A 26,632-nucleotide genomic window follows, 5' to 3' on the forward strand; every position below is an offset into this window, starting at 1 on the left:
GCGCTGGGGAAGGGATGGGGGGCTTGGGGGGAAGGGGAACCCCTCCCGCGTCGGCGGAGGGGTTCCTCTTCCCCCCCAAAACAAGCAGTGAATAGTGTGGGGCGGAAAAATAGCCCGCCCCGCGACCGAAGCCGCGGGACGGGCCCCCCTGAGTGTCGGCTGACGCCGACATTGTTCCGTCAGACGGGCGCGCCGTGCGCCGCCTCGCCTGCGGGAAAAGAATGCTCCGGTCGTTCAGGCTCTCCGCATTGTGCGGAGAGCGTTTGCCGGGAGCCCCACCCCTCCCCTGGTAAGCGCCTGTGGGGAAGGGGCGGGCTTGGGGGGAAAGGAAAATCCTCCGGTGCCGGCGGCCGAGCGAGGGCTTTCCCTACATCCCAAAAACAAACGGTCCATAGGGCTTACGCCCTGACGGAAAGATGCGCTCCGGAGGACAAGGTTGCTCCTGTCCCGTCGCCGGGCGCGACAAACCGTCCGCAGGTCAGGCCTGGACAGGATGCAGTTCCTCCGCGGCGCTGTCTCGCGCCTGTTCCTGCCGCACTTCCGTGCGGATGGCGTCCAGGATGCCCTGGACGGCCAGCACCTGCTGCCGCATGGAGCTGATCTGCCCGTCGGCGCTGCGGGCGCCGCCGGCTGCCCGGGCGCTGAGTTCGTTGACCTCGGCGATGCTGTGGTTGATCTCTTCCGAAGCGGCGGACTGCTCCGTGGCGGCCGCGGCGATGGCCTGCACCTTGTTGCTGGCGTCCGTGGCCATGCGGGCGATGCCGTCCAGACGTTCGTTGAAGCTGTCGGCCGTTTCGGCCATCTGGCTGATGGCCTCGCCCGTGCGCTGGGCCGTGGCCGAGCTGGCCTCCGTGCCCTTCTGGATGGCAAAGACCGCCGACTCCACGTCCTGCGTGGCCTGCATGGTCTTTTCGGCCAGTTTGCGCACTTCGTCGGCCACCACCGCAAAGCCGCGTCCGGCCTCGCCCGCGCGGGCGGCCTCGATGGCGGCATTGAGCGCCAGCAGGTTTGTCTGATCGGCAATATCACGGATGAGCCCCAGCACCTGCCCGATGTTGTGGGACTGTCCGGCAAGGCGCTCCATGTCCTGCCGCAGGGCATTGGCCTCCTGGGCGAGCTGCTGCATGCGCTGCATGGTGACGCGCATCTCTTCCTGTCCCGACAGGGCCTCCTGCCGTACGCTGGCCGACGCCTGGGCGGCATCCTCGGCATTCTGGGCCACTTCCAGCACCGTGGCGTTCATTTCTTCCATGGCCGTGGCCGCTTCCGCCGTGCGGCCGGAAACATGAGCGGCCACCTCGGTCACGTCATGGAGCGCGGCTTCCATGCTGTTCGTGGCTTCGCTCGCTGCGCCAAGGGCGGTCTCCAGCCGGTCGGCGGTCTCCAGCCGGGCGGAACGGGAGGCCTCCCGCGCCTGGAGCTGGAGGCGGGTGGTCTCGGTGATGTCCATGCCCAGCTCCACATGGGCCATGGGTTTGCCGTCCTCATCAAGCAGGTAGGACAGGTAGTTCTTGAGCGTCTTGCCGCCGGGGAGATGATTGATGACCTCGTGCTCTCCCTTGCGCAGGCGCTCGATGCCGCAGCGCGGCGTATTGCAGAGGTTGCTGCCCTTGTTGGAACAATGACGTCCCAGCACGTCGGACAGCGAAGTCAGATTCATGCTCTGCAGCGCCGCCTTGTTGCAGAAGGTCCAGTGCATGTCCATATCCGTGACGGAGATGGAAAAGGGGACGGCGTTAAGGATGCCTTCATACCACGCGGCCTTGCTGTGGGCATCGTGCAGGATGGTGCGCAGGGTGGCCTCCAGCGGGGAGGCGTCGCCTGAGGGCGGGGGCAGACTGGCCCCGTCCGCCGCACAGGAGAGCAGGCGGGCAAAGGCCAGCAGCGGACGCAGGCTCCACCAGCAGTACAGCAGGCAAAGCGTACAGCAGAGCAGGGGAATGACTACCGGCAGCGGCGGCGGGAGGGAGAACAGGCTGCCGCCCAGCAGGGCAAGCGGCGGCAGGAGAAGGACGATGATGAGGCGGCGGCGCAGACGGCGGAGGACGGCATCGGGCATCTCGCTAGAGAGCGGCATGGGACGCCTCTCTCTCTCTCTCTCTCTCTCTCTCTCTCTCTCTCTACGGACAAGGACATGATAACTCCAGGATGCAAGGGGACTATGTCCGTCGGAAAAGCGGGACGGACATATATGTTGCAAGAGACATGTTTCCTTTCCATAACAGCATATACCTGTCGCTTTGTGTTGACAAGGGCGGCGGCCCGCTATCCTGTGGAAAAAACGCGCCTCATGGCGGGAAGGCGTGCCGCCGCCTCGCGTTTCACCTTTTTCAAAAGTGAAACGCACTCGAAAAGCCGGTCTTGCTGCGCGTGCCCCCGACAGCTTGCCCTTGATACGAGAAAGGCATAGGCTGAGGGCGGTTTGTCCGCGAACCGGAGAGGTCTTCTCCAGAAAAATAATGGCGATGGAGTGAGGGATGCAGTATTTCGATTTCGAGGTCATGGGGTTGAAGCGCAAGCTGCCCTTTGTGAACGTGGGGGACGGTCTGGTGCTGGCCAGCTTTGTGGTGCTTTCGGATACGGAGCTTATCCGTACCGTGGCGCCCGAGCTGCTCAAGCGTCTGCCGGAGGTGGACCTGCTCATGACCGCCGAGGCCAAGGGGATCTGCCTGACCTATGAACTGAGCCGCCTGCTCGGCATGAACGAGTTCATCGTGGCCCGCAAGAGCCGCAAGCCGTACATGCAGAATCCGGTGTCGCATTCGGTGCGCTCCGTCACGACCCGCAAGGAACAGCAGCTCTGGCTGGACGGCTGCGATGCCGAGAAGATCCGCGGCAAGCGTGTGGCCCTCATCGACGACGTCATCGCCACGGGCGAGTCCCTGGAAGCTCTGGAAACGCTGGCGACGGCGGCGGGCGCGCATGTGGTCGCCCGCGCGGCCATCCTGGCGGAGCTGGAATCCGTGCACCGCAAGGACATCATCTATCTCAAGGAACATTATGTCTTCCGTCCCAATCCTGACGGGACGCTGACTCCCATCGAGTCCCTCACCTAAACCCCGCTGCCAGGAGAAAGCAGATGGAAGCGACCTTTTTCCCCAATATCATGGCCTTCCTGTGGATCGGCATCATGCTCATGCTGGGTGTTTTTCTGCGAGCCAAGGTGCGTTTTTTCCAGCGCATCCTTTTCCCGGCCTCGCTCATCGGCGGCCTCATCGGCTTCGTGCTGGTCAATGCCGGCTGGCTGGGGGCCCCAGCACGCAGGGCTGGAAAGTCCTTGATCAGGCTCCCTTCGGCCTGCTGACCTTCCATCTTTTCGCTTTCAGTTTCGTGGGCATCGGCTTTCTGGAAACGGCGCGCGCCTCGGACAGCAGCAAGGTCGTGCTGCGCGGCGCGCTCTGGATAGCCCTGCTCTTCACCATGATGTTCAGCGTGCAGGCCCTGCTCGGCAAGGGCATCTTCTCCGGCTGGGCCACGCTCTTCGGCGGCAGTTTCGAGACCGTCAACGGGTACCTGCTCGGGGCGGGCTTCACGCAGGGGCCGGGGCAGACGCTGGCCTATGCCAGCATATGGGAAGAAACCTACCATACCGCCAACGCCATCAATACGGGGCTGGCCTTCGCGGCCGTGGGCTTCCTGGTGGCGGGGCTGGTGGGGGTGCCGCTGGCCCTCTACGGCATCAAGCGCGGCTGGGTGAGCTGCAAGGAGGGGAGAGGGCTTTCCCAGGCGCTTTTGTGCGGCCTGCGTGACGACGCGGACAGGCCCGCCTGCGCCTACAGCACCACGCATCCGGCCAATATCGACTCCTTCGGCTTCCATCTGGGCCTCATGGCCGGGACGTACGCCCTGGCTTATCTGGTGGGCGTGCTCTGGACGCTTTACATACCCGGGAACCTGAAAGGCCTTGGCTTCGGCATGGTGTTCTTCTGGGGGATGCTCATCGCCATGGGCATACGCAAAATCATGGTCTGGACGGGCTCCATCCGGCTGCTGGATGACGCCACCTGTCACCGGCTGACCAATATGCTGGTGGATTTCATGATCTGCTCCGTCTTCATGGGCATCAGTCTGAAGAGCCTTGAGGATATTTTCCTTCCCTTCTCTCTGGCCATCGTGGTGGCGACCATCGTGACGCTCGGGCTCTGCGTCTGGTTCGGACGGCGCTGCCCCGAATACGGCTTTGAGCGCTGCCTCGCCCTTTTCGGCTATTGCACGGGGACGGCGGCCTCCGGCATCCTGCTGCTGCGCATCGTGGACCCGGATTTCCGTACGCCTGTGGCTGTGGAGATCGGCGTGATGAACGTCTGTCTGCTCTTTATTTTCGATACGACCATCACGCTGGCCATGCCCCACGCGCCCAACGCGAACTTCCCGCTGCTCTGGATATTCCTGGGGCTGGCCGTCATCCTGCCCGTGATAGTCTATTTCCTGAAGATGATACGCAAGCCCGCCTTCTGACGGGAGCAGGCGCGGCGAAGCCCGTCCGGCCCGGCGGTTTGGGCCGTGCCGGGCGGGCCGCCGCCCGGAGGAGATGCTTATGACCTTTGCCGACCAGATCATACATAATGCCGTCATTCTTACGATGGATGCCCGCAACAGCGAAGCCTCGGCCATGGCCCTTGCCGGGGATCGCATCTTGGGCGTGGGTTCGCGCGAGGAGCTGCAGCGATTCGTCGGGCCGCAGACCCGCCAGCGCGACATGGCAGGGCAGACCATCATGCCCGGCTTTTGTGACGCGCACGGGCACATCCTTCTGACTGCGGACATGCTGGACTGGGAGAACCTCAATTCGCCGCCCATCGGCGTCTGCCGCAGTCTGGACGATTGCCTTGCCCGCCTGCGGGAACGGGCCGAACGCACGCCCGAGGGCGAGTGGGTGCTTGCTTACGGCTTTGACGACACCCTCATGGCGGAAAAACGCTTCCCCACCCGTGAGGAGCTGGACGCCATAAGCTGCGGCCATCCCGTCTTTGTCCAGCACATCTCCATCCATCCTGGCGTGCTGAACAGCGCGGGTTTCGCCGCTCTGGGCATCGATGAGCATACGCCCGACCCCGAGGGCGGCATCATCCGCCACCATGCCGACGGTTCCCTGCACGGCGTGGTGGAGGAGCGCGCGCTCTTCGATCTCGTGTCCCCGCGTCTGCCCGTGTTCTCCCGCGATCACAAGGTGCAGAACGTCGCCCGCGTCTCGCGCGAGGTCTACGCGGCGCGCGGCATCACCACGGCGCTTGACGCCGGCGTGCTGGACTACGACGGCGCGGAGGTCCTGCAGGAGACGGACGACCGTGGTCTGCTGGCCGTGCGCGTGCACTATAATCCCTATTACTATCTCGATGGGGACGATCCCCGCCTGCAAAGCCGCGGCAAGGTGAAGCGCGGCGGCGTCAAGATCATGAGCGACGGCTCCATCCAGGGCTTCACCGCCTATCTGTCCCGGCCCTATCATACGCCGTTCCGGGGCGATGCGGACTATCGCGGCTATCCGGCCTATCCGTGCGAGGAGCTTTTCGCCATCATCGAGGCCGCGCACCGCAAGGGGCAGTTCCTCATCCATACCAACGGGGACGGCGCGGTGGACGATGCGCTGGATGCGCTGGAAGCGGCGCAGGCCAAATATCCCCGTACGGACTGCCGGCATACGCTCGTCCATGCCCAGACCATCCGTGACGACCAGCTGGACCGGCTGGCGGGGGCGGGCTTTACGCCCACATTCTTCGTGCCCCATGTCTACTACTGGGGCGACAGACATCGCGACATCTTCCTCGGGCCGGAGCGAGCCGCGCGCATGGACCCCATCCGCTCGGCCATGGACCGTGGACATGTCTGCACCTCCCACTGCGATACGCCCATCACGCCCGTTCTGCCCTTTCTGTCCATCTGGGTCTGCGTCAACCGGCTCACGTCCGGGGGCAGTCTGCTGGGCGTCGAGGAGCGCATCCCGGTGCTGGAAGCCCTGCGCGCCCATACCATCAACGCGGCCTGGCAGCATTTCGAGGAAGACGAGAAGGGCTCGCTGGAGCCCGGCAAGCTGGCGGACTTCATCGTCCTGGACGCCAACCCGCTGACCTGTCCTCCCGAAGCGCTGAAGGATATCCAGGTGCTGGAGACCGTGCTCGGCGGAGAGACCATCTATCAGCACGGGCAGGCGTGACGGCCGTTTGGCCTGTGTCCAGGGGCCCCCTGTCCGGGATGGGACGGGGGGCTTTCGTCGCAAAGAAATTTGACACGATTTTTTGGCTTTCGGCGGTAATTTTTTTTGATTCTTTACCGATAAAAGGAACTAACAGTCAAAACCCTTAAACGAGAAGGATTTCCCGTGAACATGAGCATTGGAAAAAAGATAGCGGGGGGATTCGCGCTGGTCCTGCTGCTGGCGCTGGGCGTGGGCACTATGGCGGTAATGTCCATCAGCGACGGCCTCACCGCCTCCAACAAGATTTCCCGTGATCGCTTTCCCCGCTACGAAATGATGTCGAGGATCCAGGCGGCCTATCTGTTGGCGGGCTATCGTATCCGCATCTACCTGGATTCGGGGGATGAGGCGCAGTTGGGGGAATATTCGAAGCTCATACAGGAGGTCGACGGAGTCCTTGCCGAGTTGACCGAATTTCACAAGCACACTCAGGGCAAGAATACGGGCATCTTTCTGGAAAATTTCCAGCAAAATTACGGTGCGTTCAAACAGTCGGTGAATGATGCCGTTGAGCTGCTGCGGAATATTCACCAGACACGCGACAAACTCGTTGCCTCCAGCACATCGGCGCGTGAGATGCTGGAGAAGTTGAGCGCGACCATGAGCGGAACGCTGACGGAGTTTGTGAATCAGGGTGGTCAAGAGGAAAGCATCCAGTACGCCCGGAACATGGCCCTCGTGACAGCCGTGCTGGAGCACGCCTCCACAGCCTTGCAGGATCTGCTGATCGGCATGAGCGCCAATGATCTTGCCCGCATACGTTCCGTGCATGGCGAATGCGTCGAGCTGCTTGAACACATGAAGGAAATCCGGCAGGGTCTTCTGCGGGAGGAATGCCGGACCCTGCATGATGAAGTTCTGGCCGACCTGACCGCGTTTGCCGCCGATGCGGATGCCCTTGCCGGTTTGCAGGAAAAGAGCGCCAACTTTACCAAGGAAAGGCTGACGCATTATTTTGCCGCGCTTGAAAATATTGACACTTGGGGGGAAAATATCAAGGAGATCCTCGAGACCTTCCTCCAAGAAAGCGATGCGGGCCTTGAGCGATCGGAAAAGCTCATCGTCGGCGTGGTCGTGGTGATGCTGGTGGTGGGCATTCTGCTTGCCCTGCTGATCACGCGCATGATCGTCAATCCCCTGCGGCGTACGCAGGAGTTTGCCCAGGCGGTGGCCGGCGGCGACCTGGAACGGAATCTGGACGTGCACAGCACGGACGAGACCGGCAAGCTGGCCGAATCCCTGCGCGTGATGGTGTCCAGCCTGAAGGAGAACATCAAGGCGGCGGAAGTGAAGAGCGCCGAGGCCGAGGCCAAGGGACGCGAAGCCACGGAAGCCATGAAGGCCGCGCAGGAAGCCCAGAAGGCCGCCGAAGGCGCCAAGCGGGAAGGCATGCTGGCTGCGGCGCGCCGGCTGGAAAGCGTGGTGGAGGCCATCTCCACCGCTTCCACCCAGCTCTCCGCCCAGATCGAACAGTCCGACAAGAGCGCGCAGGTGGCCAATGCCCGTCTTTCCGAAGCGGCCACGGCCATGAACGAAATGAACTCCACGGTGCAGGAAGTGGCCAGGAACGCGGCGCAGGCCTCCACCATGTCCTCCAATACGCGTTCCCAGGCCGAGGCCGGGGCGGAGATCGTGCAGCGTTCGCTGGGCAGCATCAAGACGGTGCATGAGATGTCCAGCGAGCTCAAGAAGGATATGACCCAGCTCAATGATCATGCCCAGTCCATCAGCAACATCATGAGCGTCATTTCCGATATCGCCGACCAGACCAACCTGCTGGCGCTCAATGCGGCCATCGAGGCCGCGCGCGCGGGCGAAGCCGGCCGCGGTTTTGCCGTCGTGGCCGATGAAGTGCGCAAGCTGGCGGAAAAGACCATGGCCTCCACCACGGAAGTGGGCAGCGCCATCCGCGCCATCCAGGACAGCACGGCCAAGAGCGTCGAGTCCATGGATCATGCGGTGGAGCAGATCGAGCAGGCGACGGACTTCGCCAATCAGTCCGGCGAAGCCCTGAAGCAGATCGTCGGCGATGTGGAAACCACGGCTGACGAAGTGCGCGCCATCGCCGCGGCGGCGGAAGAACAGTCCGCGGCCAGCGACGAGATCAACAAGTCCATCGTCGAGGTCAACGATGTGGTGGCGCAGACCGCCGCCGCCATGAACGAAGCCGCTACGGCCGTCAACACCTTGGCCGGGCAATCGCACGAGCTGAGCGAGCTTATCGAGAGCATGAAGCAGGGATAGCGCTTCAGTTTCGGGAAAGCCTTTGCGAAAGGGCAGCCGTTTTGCGACGGCTGCCCTTTCTTTTGGGAAGAAACGCGAACGCCGGGCGGCGGGAGAACTTCCCGCCGGCGTCGCAAACGGCGGACGGCCGGCTCAGAGTCCGCGCAGCTTTTCCCGCAGCAGGGCGGCCTTGCCCGGGCCGATGCCCGGCAGACGCCGCAAATCTTCCTCAGTGGCGGCGCGCATGGCCTCCAGTGAGGCAAAATGCTCCCAGAGCAGGCGGGCCGTGGCCGGGCCGATGCCCGGCAGGCGCATGAGCTCGCCGGAAAGGGCCGCCTTGCCGCGAGCCTTGCGGTGACGGCCAATGGCAAAATTGTGGGTCGTGTCGCGTATGTGCTGGAGGAAGAGCAGCTCCGGCCCGCCTTCGCGCAGGGGCAGGGGATTGCTGCGGCCCGGCAGGAAGATGCGGTCCGCCACATTGCCGGCGCGGCGGTCGGCGTGGCCCTCTTCGTCGCGGGCCTTGGCAATGGCGGCCAGCGCAAAGAGGCCGTCCTGCCCCGCTTCTTCCAGCGCGCGTTGTACGGCATGGAGCTGGCCGCGCCCGCCGTCGATGAGCAGCAGATCCGGCCAGGGCGGGCCGCTTTCCAGCCGCCGGGCGATCCAGTGGTAGAGGGTGGCATAATCATCGCCGCCGTCGGGCATGGCGTAGCTGCGGTAAGCGGGCGGATTGGGCCGCGCGTCCTCAAAAACGACCATCCCCACACGCGTCTGTCTCCCCCCGGTATGGGAAACGTCCACGCATTCGATGCGCTGCGGGCGTTCCGGCAGATGCAGGGCCGCGGCAAGCTGCTGCAGGATGTCCTGCTCCGCATGGCGCTCGCGCCGCCGGGCCTCCTCGCGGGCATTGGACTGGGCCACGTCCACGAGCTGATTGTCCTTGGCATGTTGCGGAGCCACCAGCCGCACGGGGCCGCCCCGTCGTTCGGACAGCATCTGTTCCAGGATGTCGCGCTGGCTGTGCGCGCCGTCGTCGGACGGGGCCGCCTCCTGCGGCGTCATGCCGTCCGGCGCTTCCCCCGTTTCGCTGTCCGGCGGCAGCCAGGGCAGCAGGATGCGCGGCGGCGGGGTCATGGTATTGTAGTACTGTCCCACAAAGGACCAGAGCAGTTCCGGCGCGTCCTCGAAGCACAGGCCGCTCCAGTAGAAGGTCCGCCCGTCGGTCATGGCTCCGTTGCGGACGAAGACGATGCCCAGCGCCAGCCCCTTGTCCGCGGCAAAAAGGCCGATGACGTCCATGTCGCCCCCGCCGGGCAGGACGGTGGCCTGACGTTCCACCGTGCGCTCCACGGCCCGGATCTGATCGCGGAGGCGAGCGGCGGCCTCGAATTCCAGCGCCTCGCTGGCGGTCTCCATCTCCTGCCGCAGGCGGGCCAGCAGGGGGGCGGACTTGCCTTCCAAAAGCTCGATGACCTTGTGGACGGCTTCGTAATACTGTCGCGAATCCACGAGCTGCATGCAGGGGGCCGGGCACTGCCCCATATGATGATACAGGCAGGGGCGTACGCGGTTTTTCATGGCCCTGTCCGAGCAGCGGCGCAGGGCGAAGGCCCGATGCAGGAGCTTCCAGGTCTCGCGCGCCGCCAGCGCGGACGTGAAGGGCCCGAAGTAGCGCGCGCCGTCGCGGCGAGTCTTGCGGACGATCTCCAGCCGGGGGAAGGGATGTTTGGCATCGATGCGGAACAGGACATACTGCTTGTCGTCGCGCAGGACGATATTGTAATGCGGCCGATGCTTCTTGATGAGGCTGGACTCCAGCAGCAGGGCTTCCTTTTCCGTGGTGGTGGTCAACACGTCCAGAGAGACGGCATGGGCCAGCATGGCGCGGGTCTTGGCCGGCAGGCCCTCCGGCCGGAAATAGGAAAGGATGCGGCGGCGCAGCACGCGGGCCTTGCCCACATAGATGATGCGCCCTCGGGCGTCCTTGTAGTGGTAGACGCCGGGACTGAGCGGCAGGGAAGCGGGGTCGGGACGTTGCATGCCGGGGAGTATAGGGGGGAAGAGCCGTTTCCCGCAAGGGCGTTTTATCTTTTTCAAAGGCAAAATGCTCTAAAAATCGGTTGTGCTTTGTGCGGAACCCGCATTTCCGAAATCAAAACGCATTCAGTCAATGTTTCTTTCTGTATGCCAATATATTTTTTGATATAGTCTATTGATATGTTTTGAATAAAAATATCTTTATAAAAATACACGGTAATTGCCTAAAAGGAATGAAATAGTACCGGGCGTTACTGTGCCATTTCGGACAAAGTGAGAGCAAGCACGAAATGGGGAAGTGCTCCCACTTGTTTTTTAAAAAACAAACAATTTCAATATGATATATTCTTGAAATAATGCTTTGAATCAAATATACTATATTAAAAAAGGGGTGTAGCCATGTCTGGAAAGCCTGTTGCACGCGTTGGAGATAGCGGCAGTCACGGTGGAGCCATTAGGGCCTGTTAATACTATTTACTGCTTGCTTGAGGGGAGGGGAACCCCTCCGCCGGCACGGGAGGTTTCCCCTCCCCCCAAGCTCTTCATCCCTTCCCCAGGGCGCGTTTGCCGTGGGAAGAGTGGGAACAGGAGGCAAACCCGCCCCAAAAGGCACACGGGATATGTACAGCTTGCTTTTTTTCTTATCCAGTGAAATTGTTTATAAAATTAGTGTTAAGAGCCCCTGGGGCAATCCACGTTTTCAATATGGAATTACTCTGAAGACTATTGATAACGCAAAGGTGAAAAATTTCCCACTGGCGACCATATTGGCTTATGGGTTAAAGACGAACTGACATCAGGTGGGATCGCGGGTATTTTACGTTTTTGGCTTGGAATAGATACATTAGATGTATCATGGATCCATGAAGAATTGGTATATTCCAATCTGGGAAATTCTAAACAAATATTGTTTTGGGAAATCAAATGAAGAGGATTGTACGAAAATTGATGAGGATGGTACTCAAATTTGGTGCTTTTTTGATATGTGCGTTTATATTTTTTATAATATTCACACGTTCGCTTTTTCCCATTCCTGCAGAAGGTGAAGATACAGTGAATGCTCTATTTGGTTGGATGTTTATATGTGCTATTTTATCTATTGTTTGTGCTGTAATTGCTGTGCAAAAACTATCTAGTATGAAGGAGTTTTTATGTAGAATGATATGTATTGTTTTTATTGTATTGATAATAACTGCAAATATGTTTTTATATCATTGTTACACATGGCATTATTCTATAATGGATTGCTTGCAGGAAATATGGTAATTTTAGGAGGTGATAAAAAGTCCTTATCTGAGAGAGTGTCAATGTAAAGAGTTTTTTTGGAGATATTTGTGTTTATATAAGTCTTATTATATCTTGTCATTTTGTTGGAATGCCCGCTTCTTCACACAACCATTTTGCTGAGAAGCCTTTATGAATGATTCCATGCTAGAAGAGCGGATTCGCATTGAAATTGTGTCCAGTTTCAATGCTGACGCTGCCCTCACACTACGGAAAAAGCGTGGTTTTCCTGTGTGTTTGGTTTAGGATAGTCGCTCTTGCGGACTACCAGAGCAATCCACATTTTCAATGTGGAGTTGCTCTAAATGGAATAGAGCGTTTTCCGTTGAAAAAGGGAAAGCGCGAGGCGGCGGCGAACCGGCCGCCCGGCCAAAAAAGCGAGCGGAAAACCGCGCTTTTTTCCGCGAAACGTCAGGCCGTTTAGTTTGAAACGCAACACGTTTCAAACTAAACGTGCCCAGGAGGGCGGCGATACCGGCCGCCCGCGCCGCGCTTGCGATATGCGGAAGGCCCGCCGAAGCGGGCCTTCCCGTAAGAAGCGTTGCGGCCGCGAACCAAGCCGGCGGCAGGCAGGCTAGAAGCTGTAGACGTAGCAGAGGTTGAAGTTCCACGCGTCGCGCACGGTGTCGTCCTTGCCGTTCATGCGGCTGGGGCCCCAGACATTGCGGGATTTGTCGAGCCACATGGCGATGTAGGAGGCCTCAAAGGTCATCTCCAGATTGTCGTAGATCTTGTAGGAGTTGACCAGGCCGATCTCCAGCGCATAGTCGTCGGTGGTCAGGTACATGCTGTCCTTGCCGACAAGGTTCGACGTATTGGCGGCGTAGCCGAGGCTCACCAGTTCCTTGGCCATATGCGGGCTGTTGGTGCCGCCCATGAGGTTGACGTAGAGGCACTGCTTGAGGTCTTCCACGAAGCTCATGTCCTTGGCGCGGAGGCCCACGCCCCAGGTGCCGGTCATGCCGTAGCCGACGACGCTTTCACGCGCCAGATAGGTATTGCCGTTGAAGGCATAGCGGGAGAAAGCGTTGTTGGTGTTGTTCACGCTGACGAAGGGCATGCGTTCGGAACCGTTGCCCGTGTTGTCGTCATCCCCGGAGCCGTACCAGCCGTAGAGACCGGGGGTCACCCAGTCCATCTTGTACTCCAGCAGCAGGGAGGCCAGCCAGCCGGCGCGGTTGGCCGAGTTGTCGTCATAGGACACGGAACCGTAGTTGAAGTCGAAGGCGATGCGGAAGGGATCGAAGGCCACGATGTCGCCGGTGACGCCGGCCCACACGGCATTGCCGTAGCTCGTGAGCTTTTCATGATGCGAGCCGCCGCCGATGGGGTACATGCCCGCCCGGTAGTAGGCATTGGACGTGCCCGCATTGGAGCTGTTGACGGTATAGTAGTTGTCGCGGCCGTTGCGGAAGGCATTGGGGCCGATGGCGCCGTACATGGCCCAGGGGGTCACCTTCACGCCGTCGAAGGTCAGGGGCAGCGCGAGGGCGAACAGATCCACATTGTCCATGTAGTTCTGGTTATAGTTCGGATTGCCGTCACGGCTCCAGCCGCCGTAATTGTCGTTCATGGGACGCGCCCACAGGGCGGTCAGGGCCACGTTGTCATTGAATTTGTAGGAGGCGGTGACGCCGGCCACGTCATCGTTGAAAACCTGGCTGCCGGTGGTGAAGCTGGGCAGGGCCATGCCCTGGATGCCCATGCGGAGCTTCAGATCCGTCTGCGGCACGATCCAGTCAAGGTAGGCCTGCTTGATCTCGATGACGCTGGTCCCGTCAGCGCCCAGGGCCCCGCCGTGATCGTTCTTGCCCCAGCGCTGGTCGCCAAGTTCAAAGTACAGCGTGCCGGAAAGGCTTTCCGAGGCCACGGCATCCAGCTGGATACGGAAGCGCTGCTCGGCTTCGAATTCGTCTTCGCTGCCGTTATAGCCGGTCTGGCCGTTGCCGCCGGTGAACTTGCCGTTCTGGCCATAGTCCGCGCTGACGATCCACTGGCCCTTGGCCTTGAAGTCGATGGCGTGGGCCGTGCTCAATCCCCCGATCAGCATGGCGGCCGCCACAGCAAGCGTCAGAATTTTTTTCATGATTTTCCTCCTCTGAAAAGCATGATCATAAAATGACCTGCAAAACCATAGGGATTTCCCGCGAGCCTTGCAAGGGGAAGAGTAAAAAAATTTTTACTGCCAACGACTCTCAGTAAGCTCTCCGCTGCACGCAGAAGGCCCGCAACGGCCGCCTGGGCCTTCTTACCGCCGGAAACGAAAGGAGACAGGCGGGCTTGAGCCTGCCTGTCCCCTGATTTTTTGCGTGGGATGCTTTGTCTTTCAGGCCATACGGCCTGTCGGGTAGGCGATGTTTAGTCCGCAGCGGGCACGAATTTGCCGGAGGCCACCAGCTCGGCCACCTGCGCCACGTCCTTGTCGCCGCGGCCCGAAAGATTGACCAGCACGATGGCCTCCTTCGGCAGTTCGGGCGCGATGCGGATGGCATGCGCCAGCGCATGCGAAGACTCCAGCGCGGGGATGATGCCTTCATGCCGGGACAACTCAAAGAACGCCTGCAGGGCTTCGCTGTCGGTCACGCTGACGTATTCGGCGCGCCCGCTGTCCTTCCACATGGCCAGTTCCGGCCCGACGGAGGGATAGTCCAGTCCGGCGGAGATGGAATAGACCGAGGCGGCCTCGCCGGCGGCGTCCTTGAGCATGTAGGAACGGAAGCCGTGCAGCACGCCGGGCTCGCCCAGGCAGAGAGAAGCCGCATGCTCGCCGTAGCCGTTGCCGGTGCCGCCGGGCTCCACGCCCACAAGGCGTACGCCCTCGTCCGCCACGAAGCCGGAGAAGATGCCCACGGCATTGGAGCCGCCGCCCACGCAGGCCAGGCAGAGATCAGGCAGGCGTCCGGCGGCCTCCAGCATCTGGGCACGGGCTTCACGGCCAATGACGGACTGGAACTGCCGCACCATGTAGGGGTAGGGATGCGGTCCCACGGCCGAACCCAGCACATAGAACATCTCCGGATCGTTGACCCAGATGTCGAGCGCCTCGTCCACGGCTTCCTTGAGCGTACGCTGACCGCTGGTGGCGGCGCGCACCGTGGCCCCCAGCATCTCCATGCGGGTGACGTTGAGGTGCTGGCGCTCGATGTCCACCTCACCCATGCAGATGGTGCACTCAAGCCCCATGAGGGCCGCGGCCGCCGCCGTGCCCACGCCGTGCTGTCCCGCGCCGGTCTCGGCGATGACGCGGGTCTTGCCCATACGTTTGGCCAGCAGGCACTGGCCGAGCGTGTTGTTGACCTTGTGCGCGCCCAGATGGTTCAGATCCTCACGCTTGAGCCAGATCTGCGCCCCGCCCAGCCTGCGGCTGAGGTTGGCGCAATGGAAGACCGGGCTGGGCCGTCCGGCAAAATGGGCCAGCAGGTATTCCAGCTCCTCGAAAAAGGCAGGATCCTTGAGGGCGTCCTCAAAAGCCCGGCTGACTTCGTCCAGACGCGGTTGCAGGGCCTCAGGCACAAAGCTGCCGCCGTACGCGCCGAAAAAACCGTCAACAGGGGCGGCGCAGGGGGTGGATTTGCTCATGATGTCTCCTTGAAAAAAATCTGGCCCGCAGGGCGGCCCAAACGATAAAATTGCCCCTTTTGGCCGCAGGCGTCAAGGCGGCCCATGCCTGCCGCCTGCCGGAGCGGGACGGCGAGAGGGGATGCGGGGCGGTTGTGGGCGAAAGTAAAGTCGTCTATGGTGGCCCCTCGCTGCGCGCATCCGGTGCGCGGCTTTCCTCTTCAGGCTTCGGAGGCGTCATGCTGGAAGAAAAATACACAGGCAACGGCGAGGTGCTGCTGCTGGCCGGCGGCGGCAGGATATTCACCGACATCGCGGCGCGCTTCGTCCGCAGCGAGCGCAGCCTCGACGATATCGTGGCCTCGCCCTATTCGCGGCAGATCGTGGAGAACATCCTCTCCAGCGGGCATCGCGCCGCGCTGGAATTCGACTTTTTTCTTTTCGGCGTGGAGGGATACTCCCGAGTGACCGAGGTGCAGCTCGTGCGCAAGCGCATGGCCTCCTACCTGATCAAGTCGGGACGGGCCGAACTCAACGGCAAGCGGCGCTACTCGGTCGTCTATCCGCAGTCCGTCCGTGACTTTTCGGCGCAGGTCACCCTGCCCGACGGCCATACGGCCTCCCTCAGCGGGCACGATCTCGCCGACCTTTCCCGCCAGTGGTACGAGGCCGGGCTGGATGCCGGACTGCCCGAGGAGGATTTGCGCTACCTCAAGCCCCAGGCCACGGAATTCAAGGCCATCATCGGCATGAACGCCCATGCCCTGCTGGACTGGTTCGCCATACGCTGCTGCCGTAACGCTCAGCACGAGATCCGCCATCTGGCCCGGCAAATGCTCCGTCTGTGCCGGGAAGCCGCGCCCGACCTTTTCCGCGGCGCCGGGCCAAGCTGCGTCCAGCTCGGCTACTGCCCGGAAAACCGCCTGCAGCATCCCCGCTGCCGGGGCCATATCCTCACGCGGGACGACGCCCTGAAAGTCCTGCGCGCCCACAGCGCCCAGACGCCGGATGCCCTCGCCGCCGTCCAGGACGAAGACGATTAGCGCCGGCGCGGTTTTTGCGGGGGGAAGGAAGGGGGCTTTTTTGCAAAAAAGCCCCCTTCCTTCCCCCCGCGCCCCCCATCCATCCCGCAAAAAACTTTGTCAGGGAGGATGGCAGGGAAAAGGCTTCCGGCAGTCTTCCCCAGACTGCCGGTCCCCCGGCGGCATGGTTGAAAAGGCAGAGAAAAAGCGGGAAGCTTTCCCTGCAAGTGCGTTCGCCCGTCTGCGCGGGACAGACGCGTTTGTCCCGCATCAGCCCACCCCATCGTAAGAAAAACTGCCTTTCGTCGCAGCTTCCGCCGGGGGACCCATCGGTCAGGGGCAGCCCTGCCGTGGCGGCAGCTCCTTGTGATTCTCCCTGATAAGAGTTTTTGAAGGGGAGAGGGGGTGCGGGGGAGAGGGGGGACTTTTTGCAAAAAGTCCCCCCTCTCCCCCGTCCTGACCCTCCCCGACAAAGGGATCGCCTTTTGTTGGCGGCACGTTGACCTCCCTGTCGGCAGCGGCTATGGTGGAAATCGGTTCGGCGGCGCTGCGGAAGCCCGTCGTTTGTTTCACCACGGCACCGAGGTTGCCGCGCATGCCAGAAGATCCTCACGTCCCGCCGCCGGCTCAGGCGGCGGAAGCCTCCCACATCTTTACCGTGCAGGCTGTGGAAAGCGGCCAGAAGCTGCTGCAGTTGCTGCAGCGGCGGTTGGATCTGCCGCAGGGCCTGCTGCACCGCTGGATACGTACTGGTCAGGTCAGGCTCAACGGCGGCCGGGCCAAGCCTTTTGCCATCGTTGCCGTGGGCGACATGATCCGCCTGCCGCCTTTTGCGCAGGGCATGGCGGGCCGCAAGAAGGCGGGAGGGAGCGCTCCCGCAAGGGCCGCTCTGCCGCCGTTGGTGGGCAGGAGCGGCGATATCTGGGCTTTCAACAAGCCTTCAGGGTTGCCGACCCAGCCCGGTACCGGGCACGAGGACAGTCTGGCCGGCCGCCTGGCCGCCTTTTATGCCGGGCAGCCGTATATCCCCACTCCCATACACCGTCTGGACAAGGACACTTCCGGCATCCTGCTGGTGGCGGGCAGTTTTGCCGCGCTGAGCGCCATGACGTCCGCCTTGCGGCGGCATGAGCTGCGGAAGGAATATCTTGCCTGGGTGGCCGGCTGTTGGCCGCACGGCACGCAGCATTTGACGCACTGGCTCAGCAAGGCCGGCATCGGGACGGGGGAGCGGATGCGCGTGAGCGACGTTCCCGGCGATGGCGCGGAGGCCTCATTGACGGTGCGGACGCTGCGCAGCGGGGCGGAGCGCAGCCTGCTGCTCGTGCGCCTGCACACGGGGCGTACGCATCAGATCCGCGCCCAGCTTGCCCATATGGGGCATCCTGTATTGGGGGACGGAAAATACGGCCCCTCCGGGTCGGCGCCGCGCCTCATGCTGCATGCGCTGCGGGTGATCCTGCCGGACGGGGAAGCTTTTGCCTGCCTGCCGGAGTGGCACGAACCTTTTGCCGTAAGCGACATGCCGCCTCTGTCGGAGGATATGCCCGCGTGCGCCGCAAGCGAGGACAGCGGGCGGGAGCGTTCCTGACGGATAGGCCGGCATTGCCCGCTCAGTCAGCGGCGGGAAGGATCTTTCCTACGGTCAGGCGGATGGGATAAGCAGCCGCAGGCGGCTGGATATGCATGAAGAAAAGCGGAAGAGAACGGGCATTCTCTTCCGCTTTATGCCTCTGACAGTCTGCACGAAGGGGGAGGGAGTTATGCGCGCAGGCTGGCTGTGAGGGAGGAAATCTGGGCTTCCAGGCTGGCAAGCTGGCTGTAGGCGGTCGTATTGCCGGAAGCGATGGTCGCGCTCAGCATGCTGACGCGGGACTGCAGCGCGGAGATCTGCTGACGGATGTTTTCCTGTTCGGCGCTGTCGTCTTCTTCGCTGCCGCCGCCCTGGCCGCCACCACCCTGTCCGCCTTCAGCGGGAGCGGGGGCAGCGCTCTGGGCCTGTTCGGTCGCAACGGCGCTCTCGGCGGCAAGCTGGCTGCCGGTGGTCTCGTCCGCCTTGCCGGAAGCCGTATAGCTCTGAGCCAGGCTCTGGAGCAGAGAATCGTTGCCGTCCGAGGTCTGCATGGAGGCAGTAAGGCCATTGTACTGACCATAGGACTGCGCAAACAGGAGACGCGCCTGTTCGGAAATGGACACGCTGTCATTGCTGGTAGAGGTATCAGCGTTGTCGTTCTTGGTGTAGTTGGACAGAAGGTTGTTGTTCGTGTTGGTGTTTTCAAGAGACAAAACACCATTATTCTGCAACGCTGTAATGTTCATAACTTCTCCTGAAGGAAAATTTTTCCATGCGTTGATATTTTCTGCATTGTTTTATGCAAGTCTGATGCCGTTATAGAAAAAATTTAATTATTTCAACGTGTAATTTTTCTGCTCGGAATTTCTGTCCACTTTACAGGGGGGCGGGCCTGTGGCAGCATGCCGGGCATGAGCGAGTCAGCTGCTTCCGCCGCGTGCCTGCGCGATCCTTCCGCCGCAACGTCAGGCGCGATTTCCGGCCTGACGGCCGCCGGAGCGTCCGTCTGTCTGGAGCGCCGTCCGGGGGGCATGGAAGGGCTGACCTTCCGCCTGGCTGACGGAACGGTCCTGGAGGCTGTGGTGCGGCGTTCTTCGCGGGCCCGACGCCTGCGGCTTTGTCTGACGGCAGCGGGGGAATGGCGGCTGGTCGTGCCGTCCGCGCTGTCGCTTGCCGCCCGGCTGGACTGGCTGCAAAGCCTGCTTCCTTTTGTGGAGCGGGCGTGGCGGCGGCACAGGCTCCGTTGCGCGGCGGAAGAGGCGGCGGGGAGTCTTGTGCCGGAGAAGCTGCTCCTGCCGGTGCTGGGGCGGGAATTCGCCGTACGGCGAGGGGGGGATTGGCAGCAGGGCTGTGCGGCCGTCGCCCGTGGCGGCCATGCGCCGTTGCGCGTGGAAGACGGGGCCCGGCGTCTCTTGCTGGTGCCGGCGGAGACGAGCCTGACCCTCTTTGGCGATGGGGATGACATGCTGGCGGCTGAGGCCTTGCGCCGCTGGTGCCGGCGGCAGGCCGGGCAGCATTTGCCGCCCTTGCTGGAAGAGCTGGCCCAGCGCCACGGTTTCGCGGTGAGCGAGATCTCCGTGCGGGATCAGCGGAGCCGCTGGGGGAGCTGCAGCCGGGACAGGCAGGGCGCGGGGCGCATACGCCTCAACTGGCGGGCCTTGCTGCTGCCGCGGGAGGACGCCGCCTTTCTCTGCCTGCATGAGCTCTGCCATATCCGGCGGATGGACCATTCCGCCGCCTACCGGGAAGAACTTGCCCGCTACGCGCCGGACTGGCCGGAGCGGGAGCGCCGCCTGAGCCGCTTTTGGCGAGAGCTGCCGCGCTGGGCCCGCCCCGCGGGGTGAGGGGGGAAGCGAGCTTTAGCGATTTCCTGACGGCTCTCCTTGCCGCTGGAAACTGCATGTTCCTTAAATAGCGTTATTCGCTGGTTATTCGCGATGAAAAAAATAGTCAGACCATTTGTGAAGTGGGCCGGAGGAAAAGGGCAGCTGCTGCCGGAGATTCGGAGGTATTATCCGTTTCAGACTGGCAGGATTACCCGCTATGCCGAACCATTCATCGGTGGGGGAGCAGTTCTCTTTGATATTTTGAGCCAATATGAACTTGATGAGGTCTACATCAGTGATGTTAATGCGGATCTCATCAATGCCTATCGTGTCATTCGGGATTGCGTGGAGCAGGTTATTGAGCGTTTGCAGGCTATGCAGCAGGTTTTTTTACCGTTGCCTCCGGAAGATCGGAAGACATATTATATGACGCAGCGGGAAAGTTTTAATAGGATCAAGAAATGCAGCAATGACAAAGCTTCCGTTGAAAAAGCGGCTTTGTTGATATTTTTGAACAGGACATGCTTCAACGGCTTGTTCAGGGTCAATAAAAAGGGGTTCTTCAATGTGCCAATTGGTGCCTACAAGGCTCCTCTCATCTGTGACAAGGAGAATCTTCACTCTATCTCTGAAAAGCTTGCGTCAGTAAATATTCACTGTGGTGACTATCGCGATTCGGAATCGTTTATTGATACACGGACATTTGTTTACATCGATCCTCCGTATCGTCCCATTTCCGCGACGGCAAGTTTTACCGCCTACAGTGAGAATGCCTTTGGTGACGAGGCACAGCAGGAACTTGCCGAATTCGTGGGAAAGATACACGCCAAGGGGGCCAAGATCCTTGTCAGTAATTCCGACCCAACAAACCATGACAGTCAGGATCGTTTTTTTGATTCCCTGTACGCTTCCTATACAATACGCCGTGTTGAGGCCTCCCGTATGATCAATTCCGACAGCAAGGCTCGCGGAAAAATCAGGGAACTGTTGATCTCAAATTCATAAAGTGCGTTTTCAGATTGAAACTCATGAAAGGAACGAGCATGTCCAGAGTTTTTTCAGAGTGGTTGAACGGTTTTCGTGAAAGTATAGCAAGTTATGATTATTATATTGATTTCAATAAGGTTTATCAAAATGTAGAGGGCATAAAGATCGAATTGAGCATGTTGAACTCACTTATTGGATCGAAAAATATAAAAAAGGATTTTCAAGAGCTTGTCCGAAAATACCCAGAAGTACTGAAATGCATCCCTCTTCTCTTGGCTGTCAGAAATGAAGAGATATTTTGTCAGGATGCTACAGGAGGGTATCTCTATCGGTTTGTATGTCCCGATGGTGCGCCAACTAACGATCTTGTGGAACGTTATACCTATTTCATGGAGCGCACAGGGCTTTTTGAGTTGTTGCAATATCACATCATCAACAATGTGATGGACTATGCCACAGGAGTGGAAACCGGACTGGACTCCAATGGACGGAAAAATCGTGGCGGGCATTTGATGGAAGATCTTGTGGAGCGATTCATACGGCAGGCTGGTTTTATAAAAGGTCAGTCTTATTTCAAGGAAATGTACATCCGTCAGATAACAGACAACTGGGACATTGACCTTTCCGCTCTCTCCAATCAGGGAAAAATGGAAAAGCGCTTTGATTTTGTCGTCAAGACGGATCGAATGATCTACGGTATTGAGACGAACTTTTACGGCAGCGGTGGCAGTAAGCTCAATGAGACTGCCCGCAGCTATAAAACGCTCGCCTTGGAGGCGGAAGGCATAGAGGGTTTTACCTTTGTCTGGTTTACAGATGGAAAAGGCTGGACAAGCGCCCGAAACAACCTTGAGGAAACGTTTGACGTCATGCCGCATATCTATAATATTAGGGATCTGGAAAACGGCATAGTATCAGAGGTTTTTGTATAATGCCGAAAAGAATTACCAAATGGGAGCCGGAAAATTTTGAACTGGAAATGACGACGCACTGGTCATTTCCTCAACGAGGAGACTGGGCAACGCATGATGCAAAATGGCGTGGAAACTGGTCTCCATACATTCCTAGAAATATTTTACTTCGGTATTCCCATGAAGGAGACTGGATCCTTGATCAGTTTGCCGGAGGTGGAACTACTCTTGTTGAGGCAAAGTTGCTGAATAGAAATTGTATCGGTATTGATGTAAATAATTTAGCTTTGGAGAGGTGTAGAGAAAAAATTGACTTTCAGCATGAAGGTGCGGACGGAATCATTCGTCTGCACAAGGGAGATGCTCGTCATCTTGATTTCATCGATGATGAAAGCATTGATCTTGTGTGTACGCACCCTCCCTATGCTGATATTATTCAGTATAGTGAAAATATTGTTGAAGATTTGTCACGATGCAAGAAGGAAGACTTTTTGAAAGAAATGGAGTCTGTCGCTTCAGAAAGTTATCGTGTACTGAAAAAAAGCAAATTTTGCGCGATATTGATGGGAGATTCCAGGAAAAACGGCTGCATGGTGCCTCTCTCATTTGCGGTAATGCAGATTTTTGAAAATGCAGGGTTTCACCTTAAGGAACTTGTCATCAAGGAGCAACATAACTGCAGGGCTACGGGCTATTGGAAGAAAAACAGCATAAAGTATAATTTTCTGCTTATTGCTCATGAGTATCTTTTTATCTTCAGGAAATAGCTACAGTATTACCAGGCATCTTATTCTGTGATATCCTGGCTTGTCGCGAAAATTGTGCATCTCCCTAGGGGGAAGCAATCGATCAAAATCGTCACCGATGCAGACTCAGGGATGCAGCTTGCCCATGAAGGCCGAGCGTCCGGCAAGCACCAGCCGGTCGCCGCGGTGCAGGGTGGTGCGGGCAGGCGGGACGAAGATGAAGGCGTCTTCCCCCACCGGGCGTATGCCCATGACCATGACGGCGTGTTCCTGCATGAGGTTGAGTTCCACCAGCGTCTTGCCGTCCCAGTTGTCCACTTCCAGCTCCTGGATGGCGATGCCGCCGTACTTGGGGATGAGGTCCAGCATGCCCGGATGGGTGAGCTGGTGCGCGGCCATGACGGCGGCCTCCATCTCCGGCACCACGGCGCGGTCCACGTGCAGGCGCTCCAGGATCTTGCGGTGCTCTTCGTTGGAGGCCTTGACCCAGATGCGCGGGCCGTTCAACTCCTGTACGTTGAGCGTGATGCTCAGCGAATGTTCGACCCCGTCCCCCACGCAGATCACCACCCAGTCCAGGTCCTGGACATGCAGGGAGCGCAGTACCGACAAATTGGTGGCGTCGGCCTTGTAGACCGCTTCAAGGTGTTCCTCGGCAAGTTGGACGCGGACGTCGGACTGGTCGATGCCTATGACGGTATGGCCCAGCTCCACAAGCGTCCTGGCCATGCGCAGGCCGAATTTTCCCAGGCCGATCACGCCGATTTCCAATGATTTTCTGGCGACCATGCTTTCTCCGGTCAGTTGAAGGTCAGGATATGCGCCCCTGTCGCACAGCCGCATGAGCGATTCCCCATTGAACATGTGGATTGCTCCGGTCGTCGCGAGAGCGACTACCCGCAAGCGAACACACGGAAAAACCACGCTTTTTCCGTCGTGTGAGGGCAGCGTCAGCATTGAGGTTGGACACGATTTCCATGCGGGTCCGCTCATGTACGGCCCGGGCCGGGCGGCTGCGCCACGGGACAGGCCGCGGGGGCAGGCGGCGAAAGTTCGGGCCGCGAACGGCGTTTCGCCGCCGTGCCTGTCCCCAGTCATCAGCCTATGGGCATCTGCGCTTCCGCATAGGCGTAGCTCCTGCGCCGGCGCAGGCTGCGGATGGCCAGCAGCAGGCTGAGCAGCCCCACGCGCCCGGCGAACATGTTGAAGATGATGATGAGCTTGCCTTCCGCGGTCAGCTGCGGCGTGACGTTGACGCTCAGCCCCACCGTGCCCAGCGCGGACACGACCTCGAAAAGCAGGTGGACGAAGGGCAGGCCGCTGTGCGCATCGCTGCGGTGCAGGATGCCGGTCTCGGTGAGGGTCAGCAGAAAGAGCGAGCCCACGATGGTCAGGCAGTAGAGGAAGAAGAGCGTCAGCGCCTGCTTGACGTTTTCGTGCGGCACGCCGCGTCCGCCCAGCACGATTTGATCGTTGCCGCGAAACTGCGCCAGAAAGTAGCCCACCAGCACCCGGAACGTGCCCAGCTTGATGCCGCCCGCGCAGGAGCCGGGCCCGCCGCCGATGAACATGAGCAGCATGATGAGCAGCAGACTGGCGAGGCTCAGGTGCGCCATGTCCACCGTGTTGAAGCCCGCCGTCCGGGCGGAGACCGAATGGAAGAAGGCGGTCAGCAGCAGGTCGAAGCCTTCGCCCACCTGATGCTCGTTGCCGGGCCGCCGCCACTCGATGACGTAGATGAGCAGACCGCCGGCGACCACAAGAAAGAGCGATGTGCGCAGGATGAGGCGGCTGAAGCGGGAAAGACGGCTGACCGGCGCGCCCAGCCGTCCGCGCGTGAGCAGGCCCAGCAGTTCGCGCAGCACGCCGAAGCCCAGCCCGCCGAAGATGACGCACAGGCTGATGATGACGTTGACCGTCACATCATATTGCCAGGAGATCAGATTGTCGGGACGCAGGGCGAAGCCCGCGTTGCAGAAGGCCGATACCGCATGGAAAAGGGCCCGGAAGGGGGTGAAGAATGCCGGATCGTGCAGATGCAGCGCCAGCGCGGCCAGCAGCTCGATGCCCAGCACGATGCCGGTGATCTGCCGGAGGAAGGCCCGCAGGTCGAACGAGCCGCCCAACAGGGCCTGGCTCACGGCCTCACGGCTGGTGAAGGGCACCTGCCGCCGCCAGAGCAGAAAGGCGAGGCTCGTATAGGTCATGACGCCAAGGCCGCCTGTCTGGATGAGCAGCAGGAGCACGGCCTGTCCCGCCGGAGAGAGCACCGTGCTGATGTCCACCGTGCTCAAGCCGGTGACGCAGACCGCGGAGGTGGCCAGGAAGAGCGCGTCCAGCCAGCCGAGATGCTCGCCGTCGGCATGGCTGAAGGGCAGGGCAAGCGCCAGCGCGCCCAGCGCGATGGCCACAAGGAAGGAGATGACCGGCCAGGTCACCGGGGAGAAGAGTCGGCGTCGCATGGCCCTTGCCTAGCCCATACCGTCCGGCAAGGCAAGCGGACAAGAAAGCGCTTTACAGGCGGATTTTTTTTGGCTAGAAAGAACAAATCAAGCTAGGGGAGCCGCGCATGGCAGATGACGCGGCTGAGAGTGGGCCAGACCCAGACCCTGTGAACCTGACGCAGTTCGCACTGCCGGAGGGAAGCTCGTTGTCGCACCGCTTTCCTGCCGTGCGATTTTTTTTATCCCTGCCCTGCGTCGCAACCCGCGAGGCTCAATCATGGCATCTTCGCTTCTTTCGCTCAACAGCACGCTGCGCGATCTCCTTGATGCGCACCTGTCCCGGATCGCCGCCGAGGAAGGACTCGACCCCCAGGCCATCACCGACGCCATCAACGCCGGCACCATGGTGCTGCTGGGCAATCCCGCCCACAAGGGCGTGAAACCCATCATCGTGGGGCAGCCGTCCCGCATCAAGGTCAACGCCAATATCGGCACCTCTCCGCTCTGCAACTGCCTCAATACCGAGGAACGCAAGCTCAAGGCCGCGCTGGATGCGGGCGCCGACACGGTGATGGACCTTTCCATCGCCGGCGATCTGGACGCCATCCGCCAGGGCATGCTGGCCGCCAGCCCCGCTCCGCTGGGCACCGTGCCCATGTACGCCGTGGGGCAGCAGATCCTCGACGCCGACCGTGACATCGCCACCATGAAGGCCGACGATCTGTTCAATGAGATCGAGAAGCAGGCCAAGCAGGGCGTGGACTTCATGACCGTGCACTGCGGTCTGTCCCTCAAGGGCGCGCAGTACGGCGTGGAAGCCGACCGCGTCATGGGCGTGGTGTCGCGCGGCGGCTCCATGCTGTCCCGCTGGATGCTGGAAAACCAGCGGGAAAACCCGCTGCTGGAATACTTTGACCGCCTCATCGACGTCTGCCGCCAGTACAACGTCACCCTGTCCCTGGGCGACGGTCTGCGCCCCGGCGCGGGCGTGGACGCGGGCGACGCCGCCCAGTGGGAAGAGGTCATCAACCTCGGCCGTCTGGCCAAGTACGCGCTGGAGCGCGGCGTGCAGTGCATGATCGAAGGGCCCGGCCATGTGCCCATGCATCAGGTGCGCACCCAGATCCAGGGCATCAAGCGTCTGACCAACAACGCCCCGCTCTATGTGCTCGGACCCCTGTGCTGCGACAGCGCGCCGGGCTATGACCACATCGCCGGGGCCATCGGCGGGGCCATCGGCGTGGAGGCCGGGGTGGACTTCCTCTGCTACCTCACGCCTGCCGAACACCTCACCCTGCCCGATGAAGCCGACGTGCGCGCCGGCGTTATGGCCTCCCGCGTGGCCGCGCAGGTGGGTGAAGTGGCTCTGGGCACCAAGCGCGCCGTGGCCCGCGAAGCCCTTATGAACGAAGGTCGCAAGACGCTGGACTGGGACAAGATGCGCGCCGCCGCCCTTGATCCCGAACAGCTCGACAAGCGCCGCGAAGAACACAAGAATGAAGAAGTCTGCGCCATGTGCGGCAAGTTCTGCGCGGTGAAGATGCTGCGCGACCGCAAGACCAACGCCTAAGCGCGTGCCTCCCCTGACCGGCGGGCATCCGCCGGAAGGACGGCATATGGTGGACAGTGAAAGGGCGCTCCCTCGGGAGCGCCCTTTTTGTCTGCATGGCGCGGGGCGTTGCCGTGGCCCCAATTTCCCATTGGGCGACGCAGGAGCCTTACGGGCATCGACAGTAGCGCGCGACCCAACGGGCGGCCCGGAGGGCCGTGTCCGTTAGGCGACGCAGGAGCCTTACGGACATCGACAGCAGAGCGCGACCGAAAGGCG

At 60.7% G+C, this 26,632-nt stretch carries 19 protein-coding genes and 1 riboswitch; of the genes, 12 read left to right on the plus strand and 7 right to left on the minus strand.

What is annotated here, in order from left to right; genetic code table 11:
• Positions 1–478: 478 nt before the first annotated feature.
• Positions 479–2,077: a methyl-accepting chemotaxis protein gene (locus Q0K12_RS09280; RefSeq protein ID WP_297262259.1), complete on the minus strand. Its 1,599-nt coding sequence runs from the start codon at positions 2,075–2,077 to the stop codon at positions 479–481.
• A gap of 400 nt (positions 2,078–2,477) precedes the next feature.
• Between Q0K12_RS09280 and Q0K12_RS09285 the strand changes: the two genes are divergently transcribed.
• From Q0K12_RS09285 to Q0K12_RS09305, 5 genes are all read left to right on the plus strand, one after another.
• Positions 2,478–3,056, plus strand: a complete 579-nt coding sequence (locus Q0K12_RS09285; protein WP_297262261.1) for a phosphoribosyltransferase family protein — start codon at positions 2,478–2,480, stop codon at positions 3,054–3,056.
• A gap of 23 nt (positions 3,057–3,079) precedes the next feature.
• Complete coding sequence (locus Q0K12_RS09290; RefSeq protein ID WP_297262263.1) at positions 3,080–3,304, plus strand: hypothetical protein; 225 nt, start codon at positions 3,080–3,082, stop codon at positions 3,302–3,304.
• 26 nt (positions 3,305–3,330) lie between these two features.
• Positions 3,331–4,458, plus strand: a complete 1,128-nt coding sequence (locus Q0K12_RS09295) for a sodium/glutamate symporter (RefSeq protein ID WP_297262265.1) — start codon at positions 3,331–3,333, stop codon at positions 4,456–4,458.
• A 79-nt stretch (positions 4,459–4,537) separates the two neighbouring features.
• Positions 4,538–6,154, plus strand: a complete 1,617-nt coding sequence (locus Q0K12_RS09300) for an amidohydrolase (RefSeq protein WP_297262267.1) — start codon at positions 4,538–4,540, stop codon at positions 6,152–6,154.
• A 171-nt stretch (positions 6,155–6,325) separates the two neighbouring features.
• Positions 6,326–8,440: a HAMP domain-containing methyl-accepting chemotaxis protein gene (locus Q0K12_RS09305; RefSeq protein ID WP_297262269.1), complete on the plus strand. Its 2,115-nt coding sequence runs from the start codon at positions 6,326–6,328 to the stop codon at positions 8,438–8,440.
• A gap of 132 nt (positions 8,441–8,572) precedes the next feature.
• Here the strand turns inward: Q0K12_RS09305 and uvrC are convergent, their stop codons facing one another.
• The 3 genes from uvrC to trpB all read right to left on the minus strand — a co-directional run bounded on the left by uvrC (position 8,573) and on the right by trpB (position 15,316).
• Positions 8,573–10,456, minus strand: a complete 1,884-nt coding sequence (uvrC, locus tag Q0K12_RS09310; RefSeq protein WP_297262271.1) for an excinuclease ABC subunit UvrC — start codon at positions 10,454–10,456, stop codon at positions 8,573–8,575.
• 1,855 nt (positions 10,457–12,311) lie between these two features.
• Positions 12,312–13,823, minus strand: a complete 1,512-nt coding sequence (locus Q0K12_RS09315; RefSeq protein WP_297262273.1) for an outer membrane homotrimeric porin — start codon at positions 13,821–13,823, stop codon at positions 12,312–12,314.
• Between the two features lie 272 nt (positions 13,824–14,095).
• Positions 14,096–15,316, minus strand: a complete 1,221-nt coding sequence (trpB, locus tag Q0K12_RS09320) for a tryptophan synthase subunit beta (protein WP_297262275.1) — start codon at positions 15,314–15,316, stop codon at positions 14,096–14,098.
• A 218-nt stretch (positions 15,317–15,534) separates the two neighbouring features.
• Here trpB and thyX point away from each other — a divergent pair, with 218 nt between their 5' ends.
• Positions 15,535–16,338 carry an FAD-dependent thymidylate synthase gene (gene thyX, locus Q0K12_RS09325; RefSeq protein WP_297262277.1) on the plus strand — a complete coding sequence of 268 codons (804 nt, stop codon included), beginning with the start codon at positions 15,535–15,537 and terminating at the stop codon, positions 16,336–16,338.
• A gap of 574 nt (positions 16,339–16,912) precedes the next feature.
• A complete protein-coding gene (locus Q0K12_RS09330; protein ID WP_297262279.1) occupies positions 16,913–17,908 on the plus strand; it encodes an RluA family pseudouridine synthase in 996 nt (331 codons plus the stop codon).
• A gap of 170 nt (positions 17,909–18,078) precedes the next feature.
• Here the strand turns inward: Q0K12_RS09330 and Q0K12_RS09335 are convergent, their stop codons facing one another.
• Positions 18,079–18,636, minus strand: a complete 558-nt coding sequence (locus Q0K12_RS09335) for a hypothetical protein (RefSeq protein ID WP_297262282.1) — start codon at positions 18,634–18,636, stop codon at positions 18,079–18,081.
• Positions 18,637–18,801: 165 nt separating this feature from the next.
• Between Q0K12_RS09335 and Q0K12_RS09340 the strand changes: the two genes are divergently transcribed.
• The 4 genes from Q0K12_RS09340 to Q0K12_RS09355 all read left to right on the plus strand — a co-directional run bounded on the left by Q0K12_RS09340 (position 18,802) and on the right by Q0K12_RS09355 (position 22,381).
• A complete protein-coding gene (locus Q0K12_RS09340; protein WP_297262284.1) occupies positions 18,802–19,734 on the plus strand; it encodes a YgjP-like metallopeptidase domain-containing protein in 933 nt (310 codons plus the stop codon).
• 93 nt (positions 19,735–19,827) lie between these two features.
• Positions 19,828–20,721 (plus strand): DNA adenine methylase, encoded by an 894-nt coding sequence (locus Q0K12_RS09345; RefSeq protein WP_297262286.1) that lies wholly within the window; start codon positions 19,828–19,830, stop codon positions 20,719–20,721.
• Between the two features lie 38 nt (positions 20,722–20,759).
• The gene (locus tag Q0K12_RS09350) at positions 20,760–21,635 is read left to right on the plus strand and encodes a type II restriction endonuclease (RefSeq protein WP_297262288.1); all 876 of its coding nucleotides are present in this window, start codon (positions 20,760–20,762) and stop codon (positions 21,633–21,635) included.
• Entirely contained in the window at positions 21,635–22,381 is a 747-nt protein-coding gene (locus tag Q0K12_RS09355) for a DNA methyltransferase (RefSeq protein WP_297262290.1), read from the plus strand. Before Q0K12_RS09350 ends, Q0K12_RS09355 begins: the two co-directional genes overlap by 1 nt.
• A 105-nt stretch (positions 22,382–22,486) precedes the next feature.
• Here Q0K12_RS09355 and Q0K12_RS09360 read toward each other — a convergent pair whose 3' ends face one another.
• Together Q0K12_RS09360 and Q0K12_RS09365 are read right to left on the minus strand one after the other, a co-directional pair.
• A complete protein-coding gene (locus tag Q0K12_RS09360; RefSeq protein ID WP_297262292.1) occupies positions 22,487–23,149 on the minus strand; it encodes a TrkA family potassium uptake protein in 663 nt (220 codons plus the stop codon).
• 308 nt (positions 23,150–23,457) lie between these two features.
• The gene (locus Q0K12_RS09365) at positions 23,458–24,822 is read right to left on the minus strand and encodes a potassium transporter TrkG (protein ID WP_297262294.1); all 1,365 of its coding nucleotides are present in this window, start codon (positions 24,820–24,822) and stop codon (positions 23,458–23,460) included.
• 84 nt (positions 24,823–24,906) lie between these two features.
• A riboswitch (TPP riboswitch) is annotated at positions 24,907–25,021 on the plus strand.
• A gap of 60 nt (positions 25,022–25,081) precedes the next feature.
• Here Q0K12_RS09365 and thiC point away from each other — a divergent pair.
• Positions 25,082–26,374: a phosphomethylpyrimidine synthase ThiC gene (gene thiC, locus Q0K12_RS09370; protein ID WP_297262297.1), complete on the plus strand. Its 1,293-nt coding sequence runs from the start codon at positions 25,082–25,084 to the stop codon at positions 26,372–26,374.
• The last annotated feature ends 258 nt before the right edge of the window (positions 26,375–26,632 follow it).

The sequence above is a fragment of the uncultured Desulfovibrio sp. genome (assembly GCF_944324525.1).
Classification (GTDB): domain Bacteria; phylum Desulfobacterota; class Desulfovibrionia; order Desulfovibrionales; family Desulfovibrionaceae; genus Desulfovibrio.